9 protein-coding genes are annotated in these 21,346 nt (G+C 44.3%); 5 read left to right on the top strand and 4 right to left on the bottom strand.

All coding sequences use genetic code 11. The features are described from left to right. Positions 1–541 precede the first annotated feature (541 nt). The 3 genes from H8744_RS06675 to H8744_RS06665 all read right to left on the bottom strand — a co-directional run bounded on the left by H8744_RS06675 (position 542) and on the right by H8744_RS06665 (position 7,377). Positions 542–2,260 carry an FG-GAP-like repeat-containing protein gene (locus tag H8744_RS06675; protein WP_262434101.1) on the bottom strand — a complete coding sequence of 573 codons (1,719 nt, stop codon included), beginning with the start codon at positions 2,258–2,260 and terminating at the stop codon, positions 542–544. 17 nt (positions 2,261–2,277) lie between these two features. Beyond that, positions 2,278–4,047, bottom strand: coding sequence for a glycoside hydrolase family 43 protein (locus H8744_RS06670; protein ID WP_305067457.1), 1,770 nt, complete (start codon positions 4,045–4,047; stop codon positions 2,278–2,280). A gap of 375 nt (positions 4,048–4,422) precedes the next feature. Then, positions 4,423–7,377: a galactose-binding domain-containing protein gene (locus H8744_RS06665; protein ID WP_262434099.1), complete on the bottom strand. Its 2,955-nt coding sequence runs from the start codon at positions 7,375–7,377 to the stop codon at positions 4,423–4,425. 685 nt (positions 7,378–8,062) lie between these two features. On the opposite strand from H8744_RS06665, the gene H8744_RS06660 reads away from it, so the two are divergent. From H8744_RS06660 to H8744_RS06640, 5 genes are all read left to right on the top strand, one after another. Next, positions 8,063–11,149: a SusC/RagA family TonB-linked outer membrane protein gene (locus H8744_RS06660; protein WP_262434098.1), complete on the top strand. Its 3,087-nt coding sequence runs from the start codon at positions 8,063–8,065 to the stop codon at positions 11,147–11,149. Between the two features lie 19 nt (positions 11,150–11,168). Continuing rightward, positions 11,169–12,752 carry a RagB/SusD family nutrient uptake outer membrane protein gene (locus tag H8744_RS06655; protein WP_262434097.1) on the top strand — a complete coding sequence of 528 codons (1,584 nt, stop codon included), beginning with the start codon at positions 11,169–11,171 and terminating at the stop codon, positions 12,750–12,752. 109 nt (positions 12,753–12,861) lie between these two features. Further along, positions 12,862–14,667 carry a T9SS type A sorting domain-containing protein gene (locus H8744_RS06650; protein WP_262434096.1) on the top strand — a complete coding sequence of 602 codons (1,806 nt, stop codon included), beginning with the start codon at positions 12,862–12,864 and terminating at the stop codon, positions 14,665–14,667. Continuing rightward, a complete protein-coding gene (locus tag H8744_RS06645; protein ID WP_262434095.1) occupies positions 14,664–17,033 on the top strand; it encodes a T9SS type A sorting domain-containing protein in 2,370 nt (789 codons plus the stop codon). Before H8744_RS06650 ends, H8744_RS06645 begins: the two co-directional genes overlap by 4 nt. A gap of 700 nt (positions 17,034–17,733) precedes the next feature. Next, positions 17,734–18,675 (top strand): Rpn family recombination-promoting nuclease/putative transposase, encoded by a 942-nt coding sequence (locus H8744_RS06640; protein ID WP_262434094.1) that lies wholly within the window; start codon positions 17,734–17,736, stop codon positions 18,673–18,675. Positions 18,676–18,802: 127 nt separating this feature from the next. Here H8744_RS06640 and H8744_RS06635 read toward each other — a convergent pair whose 3' ends face one another. Further along, the gene (locus H8744_RS06635) at positions 18,803–21,262 is read right to left on the bottom strand and encodes a glycoside hydrolase family 95 protein (RefSeq protein WP_262434093.1); all 2,460 of its coding nucleotides are present in this window, start codon (positions 21,260–21,262) and stop codon (positions 18,803–18,805) included. Positions 21,263–21,346: the final 84 nt, after the last annotated feature.

The following is a 21,346-nucleotide window of genomic DNA, read 5'->3' as shown; positions in this document are numbered from 1 at the left end:
AAAGACAGAGATGATCTCATAAGCCAGATTTTTTATAGGTCAAACCTCTTTAGATATATTGCTATACGAAGTCAGGTTTTAACAACAGCCTTCGCAAATATAAAGAATTATTCCTAGAATTCAAATAGAAGAAGAATAAACGATGGAGTTATGATAACAAAAAGGAATGTTTGCTAAAAGAAATAACAAAGAAATAGATATTCTCTCACTTAAAGGGGTGCTGCGTATGCAAAACACTTCTTAAAAATATTCGCAAAGGCTGAATGGTAGGCAAATATCTACGTTCAATCCAATGGATATACTTTTTGAAGACATCATTCTAGGCTTTCGAAGCGGAGGAATCTTAAGACGGGGAATATTTTTCATCCTAATTAATAATCAAAACATGGGGATGTTCTAATTAAAAACATCCCCATGTTCTATATAACAACATCCGGATGTTTTGGTATACAACATCCGGATGTTTTTTATGTCCATTTATAACAATTGATACCTTACGCCTTATATTTCAAAGAGTTACAAGGGGTAATTCCATACATTCCTAATAGGTACATTTCAGACGGTTGCTTTCACCGCTGACTGCAACGATATAAACGCCTCTTTGCGACAAGGGAATCAGTGTATTGGAAAAGCCTGTGTTCACAGTCCTTCCATCTGCGGCATAGACAGTTACTTTATGGTTATCAGCACCACGAACTACCAATCCGGTATCTGCCGTAACCACCCTGAAGTGACGGACGGCCTCCACTTGGCGAAGTCCTGTGGCAACGAGGGTGGTGGTTGCAAACGTGCTACCTGCATACGACTGGTCTAATGTCTGGACACCCACCGTATAATTGCCTCCTCCGAATATATTCATACGGTAGGAACGGATAGCGGAAGAGAGAGACGTCTGCAAATCATTGCCCACTTTCAGCTTACCGGTCTCGATGTCAACGGGAATCATCGTATACAACTCTCCGGTGTCATCATTACGGACAAAGATGTTATAGCGCAATGCAGCTTCGGAGGTTTCCTTATCGGAACCGGGCTGCCAGGTGATTACGAGTTCTTCGCCATCCATACGGGCGGTGATTCCGGCAGGAGGTTCAGGAAAGGTATTGCCTGCAAGACCTTTCTTTCGGGGATTGTTTTCATAAATGCGCAATGGGGACGAGTAATAAGCAGCCGGTGTTTCATCATATGTACCGATGTATCCACCGACAATAAGGTCCATGTTACCGTCACCATTGGTGTCGCCCATGTTGATGCCTCCGTCTTGGTTGACAGGAACAACAGGGTAGGAGGTGTCCATGATGAACTTGCCTTCCGTTGTCTGATAGTATATGCGGTTACGGAAGCCCGATCCGTCACTGGGTTCTCCATTGATGACCATATCCATCAGACCATCGCCATTGAAATCTGCTATCAACGGGGTGGCACGGCTTACGCCCAGTATGCCGCTCTCCTCCTCGGAAACATATCGGTAGCTGCATGTGCCGTCTTGTCCCACGGTATTATAATACAAGGAAGCGAGGCAGGCCCAGTTCGTATTGTTACCCGTACTCAGGATATCGAGCGTACCATTGCCATCGATATCCGCCAAGGAAGACTGTCCCTGGAAAGCACCGCTCAGGTTGGAAGGGGTCTCATCGGCAAAGGTTCCGTCTTTTTTATTGATATACGTTTTGAGGGTAGTAGGACTCTGGTCACCGTAACCGGAGAATTCTATATCGAGCCAACCGTCGTTGTTCATATCGCCAAACATGACCGATCCGTTGGTTGCCGCTTCGAAAGACTGTTGCTCCTGACGGATAAAGTTTCCGGTACCGCGGTCGTTCAGATACAGATCGACATGCCGTCCGTCATGGTAGTTCATCACTACGACATCCGTATATCCATCGTGGTTGTAATCGCCCACGGAGACAGGATTATAAATTCCCTCATCTTTATATTGCAGGAATCCCGGTGCTGCCACTTTCTCAAAACGATAGTCGTAGTCAGCTCCCAGATTACGGTACAGGACCACCATCTTGACATCCGCACTGATGTTCCAGTCGCCTCCCTGCCCCATAATGAGCAAGTCGAGGTTGCCATCGTTGTTGTAATCGAAAAACACAGCATTCGTATAGGTGCTGATAGGTAAATAAGAATCTTTCTCAAGTGTGAAAGTGCCATCGCTGTTGCGACGGACGAGAATTGCCAATTCATCCCAGACATGGGCGGATGCACCCGTCCATGAAAGAACAGCGAGCAAACAGGCTATCATAATTTTCTTCATGTTTTTGTCCTCCTTTGTTATTCTTCTGTTACTAAACCACCGGGGCCATCGTACTTGTAGTCGAATGAATCGAACCAGGCACTACCGGATGCTTCTTTCGTATTGTACGAATAAATTCCGACACGGGAACCTTTCCAGTCACGGGAACTTTCCTGAAAGGTGTCGCCACAATCCACGTAGTTCTGTCCGTCCAAGCTGTAGGAGAACTGGTGTTTATTGTTCAGCGCATCGATTGCCAACTTCACGTAAATCACCGGAGCATCGACTTTTTCGATTGTTTTTATCAGTTTCACCTCGCCTTCGTTCTCAAAATAGATGACAGGTTGCAGCGTTTCATTCTCTTTTTGCATACAGATACCCGCACCACAGAATTTACCACCAATGCATTCCAGTCCGGCACGTTGTCCCTCGGTCATTGCCGAATAATCCAGGCAGATGGTAGCTTCTCCCCGATACCCCATCGTCTTTTGGGTAAACTGGTTAAGTGCCATGCGCACATTGTCGGCTTTCAACGCTTTGATCTCCAACCAACCGGGGCGGGAGGTCAGCGACCAGTTCGCATCTACCGGGTTATGATTGAACTGCCACTGCACAGCCAGTTTATCGGAAGAGAAATCATCACTTGACTGGGGTGCATGGGGTTTTATGTTGCTGCTTATAGAAGGTTTCTTGCAAACCTTCATCGGCTCACCGACTCCGTTCTTGTCATAATCCTCACCGATAACGGGGAAGCCCTCTTCCCAGACTACCGGTTGCAAGTGTACTACCCGTCCCTGCGGATCGGCTGACTGGAAATGATAAAACCACCATTCGCCTTCGGGGGTATCAACCAAAGCACCTTGGTGCGGGCCGTTCACCTTCGTTACTCCCATTTCCAGGACACGTCTTGATTCATACGGGCCATAGATGCTCTGAGAACGCATCACAGTCTGCCAACCTGAGCCGACTCCGCCTTCGGGGATACTGATATAATAATAACCGTCCTTCTTGAAGAGTTTGGTTCCCTCGGCTACAGGACCTTCATAAACCTTCTGTCCTTCATCGAGCAGACGGGTGCCGTCCGGACTCATCTTATGGATATAAATCGGACCGCCACCCAACTGGCTACGGCCTATATAAGCCTGCCCGTCTTCATCCCATAACGGACAAGGATCTTCCCAACCTTTCACTTCCTTCACGCAATACAAAGGAGTCCAAGGACCGGCAGGATCGGTAGCCGTCGACATAAACAATCCATCGTTAGGCATACAAACGAACATCCAGAACTTTCCATCGTGATAACGAAGGGCGGGTGCCCAACTGCCTTCTCCGTAACGATTCATCTCCGAATATCCAGGAAGGTCGATACGACCAAATATCTGCCCGATGGTCGTCCAATTCACCATATCTTCCGATTCAAGAACGGGTATGCCCATAAAGTGGAATTCGGAGCAGATCATATAATACTTATTCCCTACACGGATTACATCGGGATCGGAATAATCGCCATTCAGAATAGGATTGGCAAACGTGCCATCGCCCAAATCGCCCCAACGGGGATCGGCATACCAACCGGACGAACCTCCCAAGTCTTGCCCGCCACTGAACAGTCCCATATATCCGCTATTGGTATAATCGCCCAATACGGGCCGGGCACGGTGTTCACCCGGAAAATATTCCTGAACGGACTCATCATCCGTTCCCACTCTTTCGAACGCAGTCATTTGCTGACCGGCAACGTTCAGAAACGGCAGGCAGCAGAAAGTCAAAGTCAATATACTCTTATTGAAATTCCGCAAACGATTCATTTGCAAATTCGGTGTAAAACAAGGTAGCTTTACTCTCATGATTATTAGTTTAAGAATTAATAAATAGGATCTCGGTTCAATGCATTGATGTACGCTTCAACATAAAAGGGGACTTACCGTCTTTCCGGTTTGGAATCAGGAATGAGAATGTTCTCTTATGTCTCGGTACGGCAAAGATGGACGTTTTATGCATCCAAGTAGAATGTAAACTCGCCAATATTTAATACTTTTGACGCATTATTCCTTCTAAAAGGATGCTTTAAAAAGAAAAAAGGAGGAAATTGGACTTTCCTCCTTTTTTATAAACCGGACTTCATACCGAAGCAGCGGATAGTTATTGTAGCAAAGTTGCGACTGATTTATCGGAATGGCTGATTAGTTATTGTAGGGAGTCACTTCCAATTTGTAAGAACCTCCGTCCAGCAATTCCTCATCGAATGTGATATTCACATGCTTCTTTTCACCCGGCATCAGGGTAAAATAATTATCATTCATCAGGGCAGGCAGAATGCGCTCCCCGTCCGATGTACGGTAAGCCTGTACGTGTACGGCAAAGGCCGCACCCTTGGCAGAGGCAGGATTCGTTATCATGGCCTGCACTTCGGCTTTACCATTACTCTTCACCAGTCTGGATGTTACCTTAAGATTGGCTTTCGGCATTGTGTTCAAGGCTGTAAAGTCCATTCGGTCGTTACCACGCCAATAGTTATTTTCCGAAATCACCTTACCGGACTGGTCTTTCAAAGTCAGGCGGATAAAGTGGACATCACTCAATCCTTCGCTGGGTTGTGTGCCACTCAGCACATCGAAGCTCCATAAGGAATAACCGAACCACCAGCCCAGTTCAATGCCGAACATGCGGACGTAGCGAGCTTCGACTTCAGGGAAGGTGATCTCATCAACTCCGCCACGCCCTTCGTCTGTTTTATAAACTTCCTTCCAGTTCTTGGCATCATCGGAAACCTGTATTTTATAGGCCTTTCCGAAAGAAGCCTCCCAGTCCAGTCGGACTCCTCCGACCGGCTGTACACTGCCCAGATCGACATAGATCCATTCGTTATCAGCTTTCGAAGCAGCCCAACGGGTATCTTTCTTCCCATCAGTAGCATCCGATGGCTGTCCGTAAGAAGTACTGGAAGCATAGGTGGGTTTACCCAAGGAGAGGTTCTTTCGTTCCTTGTTAAAGTCGATAGTAAAACATTGGATGGTGGAATTGCTGGGAGAATTCACTTTAGCCAATTTGGTATAGGCAGCTACCGGTTTACCGTCCAAGTTGAAGACTTTGACTTCCGCTGTAAGTCCTTCCAGGTCACGTGCCGTGGTATTGGCAATCTTCACACCGTCTGTCACGGGATTCCAAAGGATATGTACCGGTTCGCAAGCGGATTTACATCCCCAGTAAGCCCCTGTCAGGTCGTAATAATAGTCATACGTCTGCCATACCATGGAAGGATAAGCCGATTGCCCCATCCAAGTCATGATGCCGGAAGCATCTTCCCACATCCTGTCCAGCCAGCCTTCATACATGGCTTTGTTCGATTCCAGGTTGATAAGCTGTGCTTTACGGCAATAATCTTCAATGCCTGCGGGCTTGCCGAAATTCCGGGTGATGGAAGCATCATACCGGTCAGGGGCTGCATTAAAGGCATTCGGACCGAAATAATGCTTATCCCACATTTCGTCACGCGGCCACCAATGTTCTTCAGGCATGAACTTCCGGAAGCTTTCGAAAGTGGTCATAACCGCTGTGCCGATCTCCGTACGGAATCCCCAGCCACGTGCCGGATCACCTTCCAAACCATCCGGATATTTAGTGAAATAGAAACGGGGTTCAAATGCCCCCCACGGACCGCTACCGGTCAGGCCGTTCGCATGTGAATTCGCCTGGAAGTAACGATCGCCACCATCAAAGGTCTTGATATTCTCTGCCATCCAGCCTTCCAACGGAGGTTGCGGATTGGACTCGTTGTCACCACACCAGACGGCAATGCTCGGGTGGTTGCGTACGCGCTTGATCTTCTCCATCATATTGTTATTGAAGACATTCAGATCATAAGGCAGGTTCGGGTTCGAGTTGATCCAAAAGTCATCCCATACCATGATGCCGTATTTATCACAAGCCTCATAGAATTCATCATCGGTAACGGAGCCGAGCCAGTTGCGTATCATGTTAAAGTTCATCTCTTTATGGAAGCGAACCTTGGTGTCGTATTCCGCACCGCGGCAACGCAACATGTATTCCGACATTCCCCAGTTGGCACCTTTCACGAATACCGGTACATTATTAATATATACGTGGAAGGTATTTCCTTCTTTGTCATACGTATATTTCTTTATGCCGAAAGTCACATCCTTGGTTTCAGAAACCTTTCCGTCCACTTTTACTTCAAAGGTACAAGTGTATAAGTTAGGTTCGCCATAACCGTTCGGCCACCATAGTTTAGGACTGTCGATCATCAATTGCGGATAATAGCGTTTATCGAAGCTGACTATGGAAGTAGTATTCGCTCCCAACTCTACTTCTTTACTGAAAGTGACATCTCCCGGCTTGATGGTTCCTGTCACAAAAGCTTTGACGGTATTATCGCCACTGTTCTTCACTTCCAGCCGGACAGACAAGTCGGCACGGGCACGGGAAGGTAAATCGGAACGTATCCAAGGATCGATCATCGTCACCTTGCCTGTATTACTGAGATATACCTTATCGGTAATACCCATATTCAAACCCGGGACATACGGCATCCAATCCCAGCCTCCGCTCGACAGGTAAGTCGGGCTACCGCAATTCGCCAATGGAGTCTGGGGCATATGTACCAATACTGCCACTACATTTTTCCCCTTCCTTTTTACAATCTCCGTCACATTGAAACGGCCGCGATGCATGAATCCATCCAACGTACCCAGTTGATGCCCGTTCAGATAAACCTCCGCCTTACGGTTTACACCGTTAAAGTTCAGCCAGATAAGTTCTTTATTAAAATCAGCGGGTACTTTGAATTCGGTACGATACCAAAAACTACGGTCATATTTGGCACGGTCTACCTGATGAATGTTATCACCGAAATTCGGGTCTTTCTCTAATCCGGCATTTACATAAGCGGTAAAGGCTGTTCCCGGAACTACGGCATCTACCCATGCCGATGTGTTGTAACCGGGTGTACACAGTGCGTCTGCATCGGCTTTTACTTCCGCCTGCGGTTTCAGCTTCCAGACAACAGCAGGATCGTCACTATGCAAGTACACCTGTTTCGTTTGCGCGGAAAGCCCAAAAGCCGAAGCCAACAAAAGCAAGCCGACTAATCTCTTGCTCATTTTTCTTTTTACTTCCATTTTATCGTATTTAATAATTATATGATTTATTCTTTCAATAAGCGAATACTTAACTCCGGATATGAACTATATGCATCCCAGACATGAATCTTGATTATCCCACAACAGAGAGAGTGCAAAATAAGCGGGTAACAAGCAAAAAAGAAATAGATAATCTTATCATTCATATGGATTATCTTACTATTTATCATCCATTATATGAAAAAACATCTTGTTTTAATCATCGGAAGTTATATCGTCCATATTCCAAAACTCATTACCAGTTATGAATCCATTAAAGAATAAGGGTATTTCATACTTAGTTTACGTATTACCATGAACTGACCGTTATTCTTGTTTCTTTAATGGAAAGGGGAAAGTTAAAACTCCTCCTTTTCACCGTTAACGCACATAACATACACAATTTTCGTAGGATAATTCAGTTATTACGAATGATGCAAAAAAAGACTCTTTTGTAGAAAAGAGCATCCACAAGGCATCCTAAAAGGAACGTTGCATCAAAAATCACAATTATTGCCGAGTTTACACCTTATCATGATATTTCGAGCATCTATCTTTGTCATACCAAAACAAAGGTGGTATCATCCTATCATTCCTAATAGAAGTATAGAAAAACACCGGATGTTGAAGTAAAAACCAATGCATTGAAATAAAAACATATTTATTAATTCTTAAACTAATAATCATGAAACAAGTAAAACTGATTTGTTTGATCTTGACTATGTTAGGGTGTTGTCCCGGACTATTCGCCCAGAACATGACTATTACCGGAAAGGTTATAGACGTAAATTCCGAACCGATTATTGGAGCAAACGTAACAGAGAAAGGCACAACAAACGGTACTATCACCGATATTGATGGAAACTTTTCTCTTAATGCCCCCCAAGGAGCCACACTCGTTATCTCCTATATAGGTTATCTGACTCAAGAAGTAAAAATCGCTTCTCAGACTTCATTAAAAATCATACTGAAAGAAAATGCCGAAGCATTGGAAGAGGTGGTCGTAGTGGGTGTTTCCATGAAAAGAAGCGACCTGACAGGTGCCATCTCACAAGTTTCGTCCAAAGTGCTGGAAGAAAAACCCGTAACTACTATCAACGAAGCCCTGCAAGGACGTGTAGCCGGTGTGATGATCAATACAGCCGCCAAACCGAGCGATGATTCAAGTATTAAGATTCGCGGTGTAAACACAATCAACTCCGGAAGTACTCCGATCTATGTAATAGACGGGCTGGTTATGGGTAACGACCAAGGTGGTTTCAATTCCATCAACGTAAACGATGTAGCATCCGTTCAGGTATTGAAAGATGCATCCGCCACTGCCCTCTATGGTTCACGTGGTGCGAATGGTGTTGTCCTGATTACTACAAAGAAAGGAAAAGAAGGAGTAGGCAAAGTCAACTACGATGGTTGGTTTGGTATCACCAAAATGTCACAACGCCCGAAAACTATGTCCGCACAGGAATTATTTAATTTGCGTTTAGACGCTTTTGCCAATGGTTATATGTATAATAATCCAGATGGAAACCGTCAGGACTATATCGACAATACACTGCTGAAGACAAACATTGCCTTCCACGATCAAGAATTCGATACTTATCGTAGCGGACAATCTTATGACTGGTTGGATCAGGTAGTACAGACTGGCTACCAACAGAATCACAACATCAGTTTCTCTAAAGGTACTGATAATAGCAGCATTTATATTAGTTTAGGTTACTCCGACGTAAAAGGTCTGGTGAAAACTACCGAACAAACAAGATATTCCGGTCGTGTAAATGCGGAAACAAACATTAAATCTTGGTTAAAAGTAGGTACAAATACTTCTTTCAACCACGTAAAAGACGGTATGCCCTCAGATGACGTTTATAACAAAGCTTTATGGGCAAACCCTTTATTGAATTACAACCCATACAAAGATGACGCTACCCGTCACGATAAAGATTATCTGACTCTTTTCTATCGAGCACACTCGGAAGAAAACAATAACGATTACAACCCGTTCAACTCGCTGGAAGTAATACGCGACCGTACTCGTAACCGTATCACATCTTCTAACTTCCTGAACATTAATCCAATTGAAGGCTTGAATATCCGTACTAGCTTTGCTATCGATTATTCTACACAAGCATGGTATGAGTATACTCCTACCGGAATTCAGGAATCTATCCGTGGTAACGAAGGGGACTCAAAAGCCAAACATGAACGTTGGGAATATATGAACTGGCAATGGGATAACTCTATCACATACGACAAAACAATCGGCAAACACCGTATCAACGCTTTGTTTAGCACAAGTACCAGCCGTATTAACACTAACTACACAAAAGCAGAAGGTAGCCGTTTTGCTAGTGATGATCTGACATACAAAGACTTGGCCGGGGCTGCTTTAAAAAATAAGACTTACATTGGTTCCGATTTCACAGGAAAGACATTGGTTTCTTTTGTTGGACGTGCCAACTATGATTATGATAAACGTTATTTTGCTACTGCTACTCTCCGCTATGACGGTTCTTCTAAATTTGCAGACGGAAATCGTTGGGGACTATTCCCCTCTTTCTCATTAGCATGGGAAATGACAAATGAGGCGTTCATGGAAGATCAGAATATCTTTGATCGCTTAAAACTACGTGCTGGTTACGGTGCAGTAGGTAATCAAGACATTGAAGACTTTGTTTATGCCACTCTTTATTATTCAACAATTAATGATGGAATTCCAACCTATTCCGGTACCGGTTTGCGCGGTAATCCTTCCATTTCTTGGGAGAGCCAAAAACAAACTAACATAGGCATTGATATGAGTTTCCTCAACGATCGGCTCAGCGTATCCTTAGACGGATTCTTTATTAAGAACGAAGGTTTGTTACAAAAATACGATTTACCAGGAACATTCGGTTACAACCAAACATGGGGTAATATTGGAGTTGTAGAAAACAAAGGATTTGAGGCTACTATAAACGCTAACATTATTAAGACAAAAGATTTCAACTGGAACCTTAGCGTCAATTACTCAATGGACAAAAATAAAGTAACAGAGCTTTATGAAGGAGCGGATATCCTGAGCAACGAAAATGAACGCGAAAAAAGTGTTTTCCTGAACCAATCGCTTAATAGCATTTACACCTATAAATATGGAGGCATTGCTAACGAATCCAATCGCGAACAGTGGGAAGGTATTACTTATTACGGAAAAACAGTTGGATTAGGGGATATCTATGTACTCGATCTTTCCGGTCCTGACGGCAAACCTGATGGCATTATAGACCAACATGATCGCACAATCGTTGGCAAAAGCGATCCTAAATTCTACGGTGGTTTCTCTACAGATTTCAGTTACAAAGGATTTACACTGAATGCCGTATTCAACTATTCCTACGGAGCCAAAAAAATCAGTCCTTACTATGAATCATTGGCTAGCAGCGTTGGATTAAGTATGGCTACACCCGATTTGAAAGACCGCTGGACACCTGATAATACAGGTGCAAAATTCCCACGTGTCGTAACCAATGCAACAGACTATAACCGTTATTCTCCTTCCGAATCGGATTTCACTTTACAGAATGCTTCTTATTTGAGGTTGGCTACTTTGACGTTAGCATATAACTTCCCTTCAAGCATGTTAGCCAAAGCCAAAATCAGTAATCTCCGGCTATATGTAACCGGTAGTAATCTATTCTGTGCAACGAAATATAAAGGTTTTGATCCTGAAACAGGAGATTGGGGATATCCTCCTACAAAAATGTATGTATTCGGTCTGAACTTTAGTTTTTAACCTTATTAATCCAAGAATCATGAGAATATATAATAATATCAAAAGATTGTCTTTGGCCATATTAGCCTGTGGAGCATTGACATCCTGTTCCGACTTTCTTACAGAAAATTGTCAGAAAGCTTTAACAGAAGAAGAAATCTATACAGATTTAGATTATACAGAACTGAACTTACAAGGTATCTATACTAAATGGCGCGAGTGTTGGAAAGATGAACACTTTTGGATACCTTCTGTCGGCACAGATGAAATACAGAGTGGTGCTTACCAAGCGCTGAAATCAGGTGCAGAACGAGGAGCATTGGACAAATATGATGCAAATCTGAATTCATTGCAAGGTAAAATAGAACAAGAATGGAATCTGCGTTGGGCACAAGTGACCGCTGCTGCCAAAATCATCAGAGTCTTAAATAACGATGACTTAGTAGTAGGAAGTAAAGAAGCTCAATTAGTAGGTGAAGCGAGCTTTATTCGTGGTTTTCTCGATTATGAGCTGGCCATGTATTGGGGACGTATACCGACAATCGATCTTGAGAAAATCTTAAATGGCGAACTGGGATATGGACGGCAATCTTTAGAAGATACATGGAAATTCATAATCGCTGATTTGGAAAGAGCAGCCAAATATACTCCGAAAGAGAATACTCCGGGACGTGCAACCTGTTATGCCGCTTATACAATACTGGGGAAGGCCTATATGTCAGCTCCAATAGAGACTGGATTACGTGACTTTAACAAAGCTAAAGCAGCATTTGAGGAAGTAATAAAAGGTGGATTCCAATTAGTGGATTATGCTGACTTATGGGATTACAAAATCACAAACACGAAAGAATCTATTTGGGAATTGCAGTTTAACGTCACTACTGACTTTAATCAAATTCAATTCCAGATTGGTAGTCGGGCTGTACAAAGCTATTTTGGAGATCAATGCTACTTCTCCGGCTATGACCATGCAGTACCGACTGAATATGCATACTCTGATATAGAAGATGGCGGTCTTTGGGAAGAGGGTGACATCCGTCGCGATGAAAATATTCGTTATAATTTCACATATTATGGTCAGACTCCCGATTTAAAAAATATTTTGTGGGAAGACTTAGGTGATGATCACGATGAGCTGAAGCCACATATCAAAAAATACGAAGACTTTCGTACGGATTCACACTCCGGATTTGATGTAAAAAACATGTGGAAATCAGGAAAGAATATCCCTGTACTCCGCTATGCAGATGTATTGCTGAGCTATGCAGAATGTCTTAATGAATTAGGCCAGACCGCAGAAGCTGTAGCCGAAGTAAATAAGGTACGCGAACGTGCATGGGAATTTGATCTCCCGACCGAAATGAAATGGGACAAAGGCATGTCACAAGAAGATTTCCGGACTAAGATCATGGATGAGCGCATGCGTGAACTATTCGGAGAGAAGTGGCGTAAAATAGACTTATTACGTACCGGCAAATTCGTTGAACTGACCAAAGAGCGCAATAAATGGACGAAAATGAACGGAACAATTGACCAGCACAACATCTACTGGCCTATCCCTGATTCAGAAATAAAATTAAATCCGGATATTACGGATGATGATCAGAACGAAGGATACAGATAACGATTAAACAACTTAAAACTAACCTAACCGCTTCCTTCCCTTCAGTTTACAACTGAATGAGGAAGCGGTTACAAATAAGAAACAATAACCTGATAAAAATACTACAACCATGAGATCAAACAAACTAAAAACATCCCTTGCCGGGATGGCATTACTTGCCGCTATCGGAGCATCGGCACAAACTGCTCCTTCTTACTCTGCCATCGAACTACCTTGTAGCAACAAGCTATTCCACGGAAACTTCGTATGGATGGATCATAACATGGATGGCAAAATGGATATGGCAGTCAAAGGACGTGACCTGAACGACAATTGGACCATCAAAGCCGCATTACTTCGCAACAGGGGTAATGATTTCGAATCGGAAGACCTGAGCGCAAAGATCGAACTCAATGAAACCTGGGACAAAGTACTTGCACCTATTGATTATAACAACGATGGATATGTGGACTTGCTCTATGCCGGTTATGGAGAAGCCAAACTATATAAAAACACGAAAGGAAATAGCTTCAAAGTAGTTTCCAACTTCCAAATAGAAGATATGGACAATGAAGAAGAGGCATTGTACACCGGGTTCATCGCTATAGCCGATTACGATAATGACGGATACCAAGATATCGCAACTTTCGATAAAGAACGCCGCATCGTACTCTATCACAACAACAATGGTGACGGAACTTTTAGCAAAGCAGACAATGCCCTCGATGGAGAAAGCTTTCCGACATTAGGTAGCGGATCATTAGCATGGGGCGATTATGACAATGACGGACGACCAGACCTGATAGCCACAGGTTGGGGAAATGATGCCACTTATTCCGTACTCTATCATAACTTAGGTAACGGTAAATTCGAAAAGATCGCGATCGACCAAAGCGAAGGTGGCATCGTAAGCGGTACGCAAAAAGGACAGATCACATGGGTGGATATCAATGGAGATGGACACCAAGATCTTTTCTACAGTGGCGAAACTTATATCGGGGGAAACTGGGATAAGAGTTGTGCCATCTACCTGAACACAGGAGATACCGCTGTTCCCTTCCGAAAGATGGAAGCAGATCTTCCTAAAGTACAGAAAAGCGGTGTAGACTGGGCAGATGTGAATGGCGACGGAAAAATGGATCTTGTTTATGCCGGGAACGGTGACAATGACGCATCTATGACTATATTCGTACTAAACAAAGACAATAATACATTCGATATCAAAACCGATGTTGTCATGGGCTTCAGAAGCGGTGCCGTCGTCGGGCTGTATGACTATGACAATGATGGTTTCGTCGACATGGCAGCTATGGGATATAATGATCCGGCTACATTCGGTATTTACCACAATGGCGGCAATACTGCCAAGAACACCGCTCCGGCCTCACCGACTGGGCTCAAAGCCACTGCTGGTGATAATAACGTCACTTTCAGTTGGTCTGCAGGAAGCGATACACAGACTCCGGTATCAGCTTTACGTTACAACCTTGTGATTAAGCTGAAAAACGACCAGATCATTTCACTTGTGCCAGCCAATCTGTCAACCGGTGCATTAAGTCTGGGCGATTGCAACAATGCACTGACTTCTTTGTCATACACATTGAACATTCCGGCTGCCGATATCGAAGAATGGGGAGTACAAACCATCGATCAAGGTAAACTGGGAAGCACTTTCGCCACTTCCAAAGAGATCGGCACAGGCATCGGCCAACTCGAAGCGGACAAAGACAATCTGATCAAGGTTACTGACGGAAAAATTTATCTTCAGTCAGACGAAGCAGCTATAATCACCGTTTATAACAGCGTAGGACAGGCAATAGCCACCGAGACCGTGCAACCGGGCAATTATATGAATTCAGTTTTCAATAGGAATATATACATCGTACAAGTTCGTACAGCAAATTACCAAGAAACTATTAAAGTAACCATCGAATGAGAAAGAACTTTTTAAAAAGAAATCTATGTTGCCTTATCAGCAGTTTGTGCCTCACGGCACATACTGCCGTTGCAGGCGATCTCGACATCAGTTACGGAAAGTGGCAAATCACATTTGACGAAAGCAGCAAGACCGTGACTTATGTTTATCAGGATCTGACTCTCCTGAAAAAAGTCTTCGTACAGGCAGTCAATGCCAACGGAGAAGAACTGAAAAGTAACGATTATCCCAACGCTACCCTCAAAAAGGAAAGTATATCCGATGTTTTCGGTGACGGAGAAAAATATACTTATATCTATTCCGGTCTTTCTGGAAAAGAATCACTAGAACAGGTTTTCTACTTTTATCCATCACAGGATTACTTGCTGACAGAAGCTTTTCTGGTATCCGACCAACAGAGCAGCTGCAACTGGATTGCTCCTATCATGACCAAGACCAGCAGTACTTTCCTTCCCGCTGAAGGAGATAATCGGCTACTTTACGTGCCATTCGACAATGACAGCTTCCGTGGTTATTCTGCCAATCCTTGGGGAATCAGTTCCACCTCTTGCGAAGTAACTGCCATTTACGATGTCATCAGCCGCCAAGGGTTGTGCTTAGGTTCTATAGAACATGATAACTGGAAAACAGGTATCAATTACGGCAGTTCAAGCACCAACCGCTTAAGAAGCCTTGAAGTGTTCGGTGGATTGGTAGATGCCAACACAAACGACGTTCGTCCGGAAAAAGGTCCCGCCATCTATCATCACGGAAGTCTGAAAGGGAAACGCATCAAATCTCCTAAAATCCTTGTAGGTTACTTCAACGATTGGCGCAAAGGTCTTGAAACAATCGGTGAAGCAACGGCTCTTGTCACTCCTCCGCTGTCCTGGCAGAAAGGTACCATCTTTGCATGGCAGAGCTGGGGCGGTATGGCTGAGAAAGTGAACTATGAAGGTGCCATCGATGTATCCGATTATTTCAAATCCACACTTCAACCACAGAACTTCCACAATGAAAATGGAAAAGTATACATGGTACTCGATTCTTACTGGGACAACTTTAGCGAACAGCAACTGAAAGACTTCGTAAAACATTGCGAAGCTAACGGGCAGATTCCGGGTATCTACTGGACACCATTCTCCTTCTGGGGAAGTGCAACGGACGATTGGGACGTGGAAGGTACCAACGGAAAATACAAATACAGTGACATCATCATCACCGCCGGAGGAGAACGCCGTAAGATCGAATCGTACGCACTCGACCCGACACATCCGGGTACACTGGCACGCATAGACTATCAGGTGAAACGTTTTAAAGACTGGGGATTCAAGTACGTAAAGATCGACTTCATCAACAACGGTACGTTGGAAGCCGACAAGTTCTACAATCCCGATATCACAACCGGTATACAAGCGTATAACTATGGTATGCAATATTTTGTAGATGCTTGTGGGGAAGATATGTTCATCGACCTTTCCATCGCTCCCATTTTCCCGTCACAATACGGACACGCTCGACGCATCTCTTGTGATGCATGGGGTACCATTGACAATAGCCAGTATATGCTCAACAGCCTGACATTCGGCTGGTGGTTAGATCGTGTATATCCCTACAACGACCCTGATCATCTAGTATTCAAAGACTGCTCGGAAGGAGCCAACCGAATCCGCCTGACTACAGGAGCTATGACCGGTACGATGTTATTAGGTGACAACTTCAGCCTGAAAGGATCATTCCCCGGTACGCAAACCTTGCGTACACAGGCAGAAAAAGTAGCGACTAATGCCGACATCAATGCTGTGGCACAATTAGGACGTTCATTCAGTCCGGTTGAAGGAAACATGTCTGTCAACTTCAGTCACTTCGACAACAATTACGGTGTAGACAAGATCTACATGCTCGATACCAAAAATGCTTTCTATCTGGTAGTATTCAATTATGACACATCGAAAACAGCAACCGAAACCGTTAGTTTGTCACGCCTGGGACTAAACGAAGCCGATGTGAAACACATCACAGAGTTATGGACAGGCGAAAGTATAAACTTGGACGATGGAAACCTGAAGTGTACAGTCCCTGCAGGAGATGTCCGATTATATAGATTGGAAAAAGAGGGTTGGTCGACCGGAATCGTTACTGAAACGGACTCCGGTACGGATTCTTTTAATATGTTTATTAGTAATGGGAGCTTGGTTATGCAGGCTCCCAAACCTGTTTACAGTGCATCCGTTTATTCCATTGACGGACGCTTGCATACCACCCAGGTCTTCAGCGGTTCTCAGCATGAAGAGACCTTGGACATCAACGCGCTACCTGAAGGGTTCTATATCCTGAAAGCAACGCTGACTTCGAAACAGACAATAAGCAAGAAATTTGTGAAATAAGACAGCACAAGCCAAAATGTCAAACTGACACTTTGTATTTTCTGCACGAGCGCAGCGGATGTATTTACGACCCAAACCTTGTCTGGTGGAAAAGAACGGATTATAAAGCAATCTGGATTTTCCACTTCGAAAGCAAATATAGGAGGATGGATTGCACAGTATGCAATTCATCCTTTTCTTCTTTCTGTAAGTATCGGTTTAAAGATTCCCATCTATCTTTCTGTTAGACAAAAAGCATCCACCGGAAATGAAGAGATAGAAAAGACTATTTTACTCGTTGACAATAGCTATCCAACACAGTAGCAATAGCCATTTAACACAGTGGCAATTGCTATCTGACACGTTAGCAATAGCTATCCAACACAGTAACAACAGTAATCTGACAAAATAAATATTGAATTTCGACTTAGCAAGTATAAAACATCTTCCTTATAAGGCCAGTCCAGTGAAACGTCAAAGCTAAAAGAAGCAACATAAGTATACATTTTGCCAATAAAATATCTAAAAGCGGTACATTATAGCACTTCATAAATTCCCCAATTTCCTCCTTTGCCTTTCTCTTCCAACGTATGCATTTTCTCTCCTCTCCTCTTCCCCCTTCTTTCTTCGTTCTCAATTCTATAAAAATATCATCCCCCCTGAGCATTTCCGAATATAAAACGTTATATTTGTATCGTATAGAGATTTAATACTGTCCATTATGAGTTCAAATTTGATACGTTTTGACTGGGCGATGAAACGCCTGCTGCGCGATAAGAGCAATTATGTCGTGCTGGAAGGATTCCTTTCTACCTTATTGGGAGAGGACTTGAAAATATGTAAATTCCTTGAAAGTGAAGGTAACCAGACGGATGCACATGATAAGTTCAACCGCGTAGACCTACTGGCAGAAGACACGAAAGGTGAGTTGCTTATCATCGAAGTACAGAACAATCGTGAATTGGATTATTTCCACCGCATGCTATATGGAGTTTCGAAAGCGATCACCGAGTACATAGGGCTTGGAGATGAATATAGCAATGTACGCAAAGTATATTCTGTCAACATAGTCTATTTTGACCTCGGGCAAGGCAAAGATTACGTTTACCATGGGAAAACAGTATTCCAAGGGATGCACGAACCGGAAGACATATTACAGTTATCCATTCACCAACGGGAGATGTTCGTGGGCAAAGAAGCCGGAGACGTTTTTCCGGAATACTACGTACTGCGTGTCAATGAGTTCGACAAAGTAGCCCGTACTCCGCTGGACGAATGGATACAGTTCCTAAAAACGGGGGAAATAGAAAAGACTGCAACAGCCAAAGGATTGCCCGAAGCCCGAGAACGGTTGCGGATAGATGCATTGGATGATACGGAGAAACAAGCTTATTACAGAGATATGGAAGCGATACGTTATCAAAAAAGCGTTATTTTTACCGGATGGTATGAAGGTCGGGCAGATGGCTTGGCAGAAGGAAGAGCAGAAGGGAAAGCGGAAGGGAAAGCCGAAGGACTCGCTGAAGGACTCGCTGAAGGACTCGCTGAAGGAAAGGTAGAAGGACTTCGCCAAACCGCCTTCAACATGAAAAAACAAGGACTTCCGGTCTCTGTCATTAGCCAATGTACTGGACTGACGGAAGAAGAAATAGCAAACCTGTAAACAACCCAGATATATAAACAACAAGAGGATATTACTCATTTAAAGTAATATCCTCTTAATTTTAGTGCCATATTAAGAACGACAGTTTGCAACAGGAATCCCCCCATCGTCCCTGCTTTTAAAAACATCATTTATTATCGTTCGACCCTGCAATTTCCACAACATCTCCTTTCTTCAAAGAAAGACGGAAACAGTTGCTCACATCCGGACGTATTGTTTGGACCTCACCGTTGATACGGAGCGTATAACGTCCTCCATCTACCAGCTGCAGGCGAAAGTCTGCAGGAACAGTAGCACGTAAGAGACCACTTTCCAAACGTCCTTCCTTCCAACAAGCATCTACTACGAGGCCACCACGGGCACATAGTCCCTTATACGAACCTTCCTTCCACTCAATAGGCAGTGCAGGTAACAAGCGAATGCAATCGTCATGGCTCTGCAGCAACATTTCTGCAATTCCCGCAGCACCGGCAGCATTACCGTCAAAGATAAAAATATCATAAGGTGCCCCGGCAATACCGGCAGGGGAAATACTTAGAAGATTTTCACGCGTCAGTTCAGTAAGCAACTGGTGTACACTGGCATTCGCAGCTTCTGCATCACGCAGACGAGCATACATGCAAATCATATTGGCACGGCTCCATTCCGTATCTTCCCAATCAGGAGTTGCCAGACGAAGTTCAATCGTACGCCGGGCAGCAGTTGCCAATTCAGGAGTCTCTTCAGGAGTAATCTGAGAGAACGGATAGAGTGAAAGCAAATGGGAGGTATGGCGATGGTTCGGATGAGCCTCTTCATAATCTTCCATCCATTCCTGGACACCTCCATTAGCCCCTATACGTAAAGGAGGAAGCTTCTTCAATGCTTGGCGCAAACTGTCTGCTAAGAGGGGATCAGTATCAAGAATTTCAGTAGAACGTAAACAGGCATTGAATATCTCCTGAGCCAGTACACGGTCTACGGTAGGCATCATCGAAGCACCCAACTCACGCCCTTCGAAGCGAAATGAATTCTCGGGAGAAATACTGGGGCCCGTAAGCAGATAACCAGTGGAAGGATCTTCCACCATATAATCGAGTAGAAAACGGGCATTTCCCTTCAACAGCGGATAAGCCGTCTTAGCCAAATAATCACGGTCGAGTGTATATTCGTATTGTGTCCAAAGATGCGAAGCCATCCAAGAGGAAGCCGTCGGGAAAAGTCCCCATGCGATACTTGTCGAGACAGCAGTATATCCCCACGGATTAGCCGTGGTATGTGCCGTCCATCCCTGACAACCGTAAAGATCACGAGCAGTCTTCGAGCCATGAACCGAAAGGTCACGGATATAATCGAACAGTGGCAAATTGCATTCTGCCAGATTACCAACATTCGCTATCCAGTAATTCTGCTCGGTATTGATATCGAGGTGATAATCATTTGTCCATCCCATGTAGCATGCCAGGTTGTCATTGAAGAAACCTTGCAATGCAACCGGCAACGGAGAGTCCGGTCGTGAAGAAGCAATAAGCAGATAACGGGCATATTGGAAGAATAAAGCAGAGAGTGCAGGATCAGTGCCTCCGGCACGCAACTGTCTCCAACGTTCATCCGTGGGAATATCTTTGTTGTCTACCGTCCCCAGTGAAAGGTTTACACGGGCAAAAAGCGGTGCATAATCAGCGACATGACGCTTCAGCAACTCTTTAAAAGAGTGTTTTCCCGCTTCGGCAAGCGTAGTACGGCATTTCTCCGAATAGTCATATCCGGCAAAAGTCGTATTGCGGAAGTCGGTACGAATATCCGTCAGTAACGTAACTTCCGTAGCTTTGCGGATACGAAGCAATGTATCGGCAGGTTCTACCACACCGTCCTTAGCTTTTACTGTGACACGACCTTCAAATTTAACGCCCCCTTCACCCTGCAATGGAAAGCGCGCATCACCGGTATAAACAAGGTCATTCCCTTCGGTATGTATTTCTGCGTTCCGAAGTAGAGCAAGACTGATATCCATATTCAACGCTTCCGGCCGGCTGGCTGTAACATTCCAGACAATAACCTCGTCAGGGTTAGAGGCAATACACTGACTAGAATAGGTCACATCCCCGCGACGGTATGTAGTGCGACAAACAGCATCCTGTAAGTCCAGTTCCCTACAGTAATCAGTCACAGGATGGCTATCCTCATAGATAAAACGTATTTTCAAGTCACCCATTGGCAGATGCGTTCCGAACGAACGGGAGGTTCCGTTCATCTCCCTGCCTGCTATGTCATTGGCTTCTGCCAGTTTACCTTCAAAAACAAGTTTCCGGAGATGATCCAGTTTCTCACGGCCGAAAGGCCGTTGCTGCGTCTCGTCATATTCTCCTCCCCAAAGGGTAGACTCATTCAACGCCAACTTCTCCTCATCGACTCCCCCATACACCATTGCTCCCAGTCGGCCATTGCCTACGGGCAAAGATTCCATCCATTCATTGGCGGGACGGTCGTACCATAACCTAAATTCATCTCCTGTCTTCGTTTCGCCCTGCGTACATGACACGGTAAGCGTAACCAGACAAAACCCGGCTGCTACCTGAGCCAGCCATTTTCTTTTTCTGTGTTCCATGTTCAATATGTTTTTTAGTGATTGTTCTTTACCCTACAAAGATAGAGAGCAAGCACGAGGCTTTCAGACGCAAATGCGCCGATT

The sequence above is a fragment of the Jilunia laotingensis genome (assembly GCF_014385165.1).
Taxonomy (GTDB): Bacteria; Bacteroidota; Bacteroidia; order Bacteroidales; family Bacteroidaceae; genus Bacteroides; species Bacteroides laotingensis.
The sequence above is the reverse complement of the archived record's forward strand: the minus strand, read 5'-3'. Positions and strand labels throughout refer to the sequence as shown.